Here is a 4,780-nt window from a genome sequence, read left to right as displayed (position 1 = left end):
AGAGCGACGCTCCCGTCGAAATCCAGCCGGAACAGCGGGATGCCGCCGCCTTTGACACCTACCACAACGCGCGTTTCGACTACGAAATCGCCTATCCCCCGGACATCCTGGTCCCGCAGGAGGAATCATTCAACGGCGACGGACGAGTCTTTCTCTCCGCCGACGGCAGCGTGCGCCTGACGTGCTGGGGAGGTTTCAATGTCCTCAATGAGACCCTCAAGGACATCCTGGAATCCCAGAAGGATAGAGAAGGCCTTGAAGTAACCTACGAGAAAACGGGTTCAGACTGGTCCGTCGTCTCCGGTTTCATCGGCTCCGACGTCTACTACGCTCGCGCGGAGATGTCCGGCGACGTCATTATCCAGTTCGAGATGACCTATCCGCAGAAAGACAAGGCGCGCATGGACCCCGTTGTGACCGTAATCTCGCGGAGCTTCAAGGGCGGCGCCGGCTGAGCGGGCATTTGCAGTCGTGCGCGGCGTCTTGCAGTTTCTGGGAAAAGACCTGTTATTGTCTCTCCAGGAAAGTTGATTCAGGTTAAATATGGCTTTCTTCGAAAGAGAAATACGGCTGCTGATCCGGCAGAAAATTGCGTATGCGCTGGCCCTGCCCGCCCCAACCTATACGCGCAGGGACATACGCCTTCCTGACATCCCCGGCAAGGCGATGGTCGTCGTGGGCATGCGCCGCAGCGGCAAGACGGAAGTTCCTTTGGCAGTGTCTGGAAGACCGACTTGCTGCGGGCGCGACGCGCTGCTGTTTTTCAGTTTTGAGGATGAACGCCTGGCGGAGATGACGACCGGCGAGCTGCAGCTGGTCGTGGAAGAATACTTCAATCTCTGTCCAGAGCGGCGCGACCGGGAGCGGGTGACGTTCTTCCTGGATGAAATCCAACTGGCGCCCGGCTGGGAGCCATTCACGCGGCGCAACGATGAGATATACTGCCTCGCAAGGAGGGCGCGTTGATGAACCGGTGTCGCATCGCCGCAATCGTTCTGATGTTCGTTTTGGCTGTGCCGCTTGCCCCAGCGCAGGAGCGCGGCGGCGGAGGCACGGCCGCGCCTCCGGCGGTTTCGAGCGGCGCGCGGGTGGCGCTGGTCATCGGCAACTCGGCCTATGCGTCGGCGCCGCTGCGCAACCCGGTCAACGACGCGAAGGCCATGGCGGCAGTGCTGGAACAGTGCGGGTTCGCCGTCATCGTGAGGACCGACTGCACCTACGAGGCGATGAAGAAATTGGTCGAGGAGTTCGGCGACCGCATCCGCGGCGCGGGCGTCGCGTTGTTCTACTACGCGGGCCACGGGCTGCAGGTCGGCGGCGCGAATTTTCTCATGCCCGTGGACGCGGACATCAAGGGCGAGAGCGAGGTCGAGTTCAAATGCGTGAACGCGGGGCTGGTGCTGGCGAAGATGGAGGATTCGGGCGCTCAGGTCAACGTCGTCGTGCTCGACGCCTGCCGCAACAACCCGTTCGCGCGCGGTTTCCGAAGCGCCACTCAGGGACTGGCGCTCATGAACGCGGCGCAGGGCTCGGTCATCGCCTTCTCCACCGCTCCGGACAGCGTGGCCGCCGACGGCGACGGCCAGAACAGCCTGTACACGGAGAGCCTGGTGCGCTACCTGCCCACGCCGGGGCTGGAAATCGAGGATGTGCTGAAACGGGTCGGCGCGGAGGTCGTGGCCAGAACCCAAAGCGCGCAACAGCCTTGGCGCAGTTCGAACCTCAACGCGGACTTCTATTTCGTGGCGCCGCAGGTCGCAGCCGCGGCCGACGCGCCGCCGCCGCCCGCGCCGTCGCTGCTGGGGCATTTACAGGTGGCCGTAAACGCGCCGGAGGCGACTATTTATCTTGACGGCCGTGAAGCGGGCACGGCGACATCGTCCAAGCCGTTCGAGCGGTCGAACCTGCCCGCGGGCACGGCTCAGGTGACCGTGCGCGCCGAAGGCTACGAAGAACATACGGAGACGGTGAGTATCGAGCCGGGCAAGTGGACGCAGAAGCCGGTGGTGCTGGCCAAGGTCACTGTGGTGCGTCCGCCGGAGCCGCCCCGCCCGCCGACAGCGGCGCCGCCCGCTCAGCCGCCGCAGGTGACGGTGACAACCGGCGAGCCGAAGCCCGGGGATGTGCAGACGGTGGACCTAGGTGGCGGGGTAACGCTGGAACTGGTGTGGATACCGCCGGGGACATTCCTGATGGGCGGAGACCAGAGTCCTGAGAAAGTGGCGCGTCTGTTCGGCGGAGAAAACACCGAAGCGGATTGGTTCAGGCATGAGCAGCCGCAACACCAGGTGACCTTGACCCAGGGCTTCTGGTTAGGCAAGTACGAGGTGACGCAGGGCCAATGGGAGCGAGTGATGGGGAACAATCCGAGCCATCTCACGTTCGACCCGCGTTTGCCGGTGGAATGCGTATCCTGGGAGGATTGTCAGGAGTTCATTGACAAGCTGAACGGCCGCGTGAGCCGGGGTGGTTTCCGTTTGCCGACGGAATCGCAGTGGGAGTACGCGTGCCGCGCGGGTACGACGACGCCTTTCTGTTTCGGTCAGACGATTTCGACGGAGCAGGCGAACTACCGCGGCAACTACACCTACGGTAATGGCCGTGAGGGTGTCTGCCGCGAGAATACGGTTTTAGTGGGCAATTTCCCGGCGAATACGTGGGGCTTGTACGACATGCACGGGAACGTCAAGGAATGGTGCTCGGACTGGTTTGGGGCTTACCCGTCCGGCTCCGTGACGGACCCTGCGGGCCCGGCGTCGGGTGTGTCCCGGGTGGTGCGTGGCGGCTCGTGGGCCGATCATCCCGGTTGCTGCCGTTCAGCGTATCGCTACAGCGACACCCCGGACTACCGGTTCGCGCACCTCGGGTTGCGGTTGTCGCGGACTCCGTAACCTTTCTTGCGGTAGCCCTGATGCTCTCTACACTCATCGCGTTTGGGTCTGTTCAGCGCGCCCGCAACGACAACTCCCAGATGCTCGGGTCGCCAGTGCTGGTAACGATTAGCGGATGTTTGGCAACACCGAGAACCTTTTGCGTCTCGTCGGGCATCGTGGCGGTCAAATAAGCGCGCAGTTCGCCAAGTGAGACAACGCCGTCCTTAAGTCCCGCGCTCTCGAAACCGTCGGCTTCTCCCGCCAGACCCTTCAGGAGCACGTGCGTGAACGCGCCGTGGGTCCATGAAGCGTGTTCAACGGCCTGCCGGTCGGTCTCTGCGCCGACCATGAATATCCAGCCCTTGGGCACCTGTTCTTCCTTGCGCATTTTCTCCAGCTGAGGCACGATCGAAATGGCGCGGTCACCGTCCCCACGAGTAATGAGCTTGCCCGCGTGGCACGTGTCCGCGAAAATGACGACATTGCGCACGGCGCGCTCTTCGAGTGCTTGCCGCACGCGGTCCATGCGGTAGCCCGTCGCGGGCACGTTGATGTCCGTATCATAACAGGCAAAGTACACCTTAGCGGGGTTTTCAGGGTCGGGAAATCCGTGGCCCGCCCAGAACAATACAACGCGGTCCTCTGGCTCGGTCTTGGTCAGCCAGGCTTCCAGCGCCACCTCGACGTTGCGTTTCGTGGCCTGCTCGTTAACCAGGAGCTTGATGTTGTTTGCATCCCAGCCCTGAGACAACAAGGCCTGCTGAAAACCCCGCGCATCCTCGTCCGCGAAGGCGAGGTTGGAAAGCCCATCCGGCCCGCCCTGCTGGTAGTCGGCGATACCGACCACGAGCGCCCAGGACCTGCTTGGACGGGACCCCTCTTGCTTGCCCGCATCCTGCGGAGGCTCAGGTGCAACCGGTTCAGGTGTAGACGGTTCAGGTTCGGGCGGCAACGCGACGAGTTCGACTTCGACGATGTTGGGTTCGATCGTCCGAACTTTGTGTCCGGCAGCGCCCCCAATGACTCCTGCCAGTGCAAAACCTTTCCAACTCCAGCCCCTTCGCTCCTCAGAACTGTGAATGGGGATCGTTACACTTTCGTAACCTGATTGCTCCACCGTGACCTGAAAATCGCCGCCCCCGGTTACTTCAATATCGGCGGGGGTTACGCCGCTGTATCCCGTGGAAGTGATTACATGGGCGCCTGTAGGAATAGATTCAACCCTTAGGGTGCTTTTGGGGCCTTGAGAAATGGTCTGACAGCTGACCAGAATAGCACCCAGAAGGCACGACACAACCATTCGGTACAGCCCCTTCATTTCTTGAATACTCCTTGCCCGCGTGTCCTGTTATTCTTCAGTTCTAAATTCCCAAGGCCGTAAATGCCGTGATTCTCATCTCGCCGTTGCGCTCTTGCATCCGCAGCTCAAGAGTAATTGCCCCAAACGCGGCAGTCAGGTCTACGGGATAGACGGTGACATCGCCGCCGTCTTTCGTCGCCCTGGCTTGACTGAGCGTACAGTTGGCATCTTCCAGATAGCCCATATCCAGGGCCGACTGCAACATGTAGCGAAGTCCATTCTTATCGCCGACTTCAATGTTCTCAAAATCGTCGGCAACGCAAATCATAGCCCTCTCTATATCCTTGACCTCCAGGGATAGGCATAATTCCGCGGCCACCGCCAGCGCCCGCTCTTCCTCGTTACCCGACCTTTTCGATCTACGGCGCCTTCCAGAGCTTTCCTGGCGCGGTTCCTCGCGGCGCGCCGTCTGCGCGCGTTCCAGCGTGAACGCGACCTGTGTCCACTCGTTTGCCTTGATGACGGCAAGCTGTTCCTGCGGCGCGTAGCCGGCCGCATTGACCGACACGCGCACCGAGCCCACGGGCAGGTCTTGGATGTTCAGCGC

At 61.7% G+C, this 4,780-nt stretch carries 5 protein-coding genes; 3 read left to right on the top strand and 2 right to left on the bottom strand.

From position 1 onward, the window contains the following. The 3 genes from KA184_22410 to KA184_22400 form a co-directional block, all read left to right on the top strand. On the top strand, nucleotides 1–455 hold a 455-nt coding region (locus tag KA184_22410), incomplete at its 5' end, for a hypothetical protein (GenBank protein MBP8132342.1). An 88-nt stretch (nucleotides 456–543) separates the two neighbouring features. Beyond that, nucleotides 544–966, top strand: coding sequence for an AAA family ATPase (locus KA184_22405; GenBank protein ID MBP8132341.1), 423 nt, complete (start codon nucleotides 544–546; stop codon nucleotides 964–966). After that, the gene (locus KA184_22400; GenBank protein ID MBP8132340.1) at nucleotides 966–2,891 is read left to right on the top strand and encodes an SUMF1/EgtB/PvdO family nonheme iron enzyme; all 1,926 of its coding nucleotides are present in this window, start codon (nucleotides 966–968) and stop codon (nucleotides 2,889–2,891) included. Before KA184_22405 ends, KA184_22400 begins: the two co-directional genes overlap by 1 nt. A 52-nt stretch (nucleotides 2,892–2,943) precedes the next feature. Here the strand turns inward: KA184_22400 and KA184_22395 are convergent, their stop codons facing one another. Next, entirely contained in the window at nucleotides 2,944–4,191 is a 1,248-nt protein-coding gene (locus tag KA184_22395) for a caspase family protein (protein ID MBP8132339.1), read from the bottom strand. A gap of 43 nt (nucleotides 4,192–4,234) precedes the next feature. Then, nucleotides 4,235–4,780 (bottom strand): hypothetical protein (locus KA184_22390; protein ID MBP8132338.1); only part of this gene is annotated, 546 nt, incomplete at its 5' end.

It is taken from the genome of Candidatus Hydrogenedentota bacterium (assembly GCA_018005585.1).
In the GTDB taxonomy this organism is placed as follows: Bacteria; Hydrogenedentota; Hydrogenedentia; order Hydrogenedentales; family JAGMZX01; genus JAGMZX01.
The sequence above is the reverse complement of the archived record's forward strand: the minus strand, read 5'-3'. Positions and strand labels throughout refer to the sequence as shown.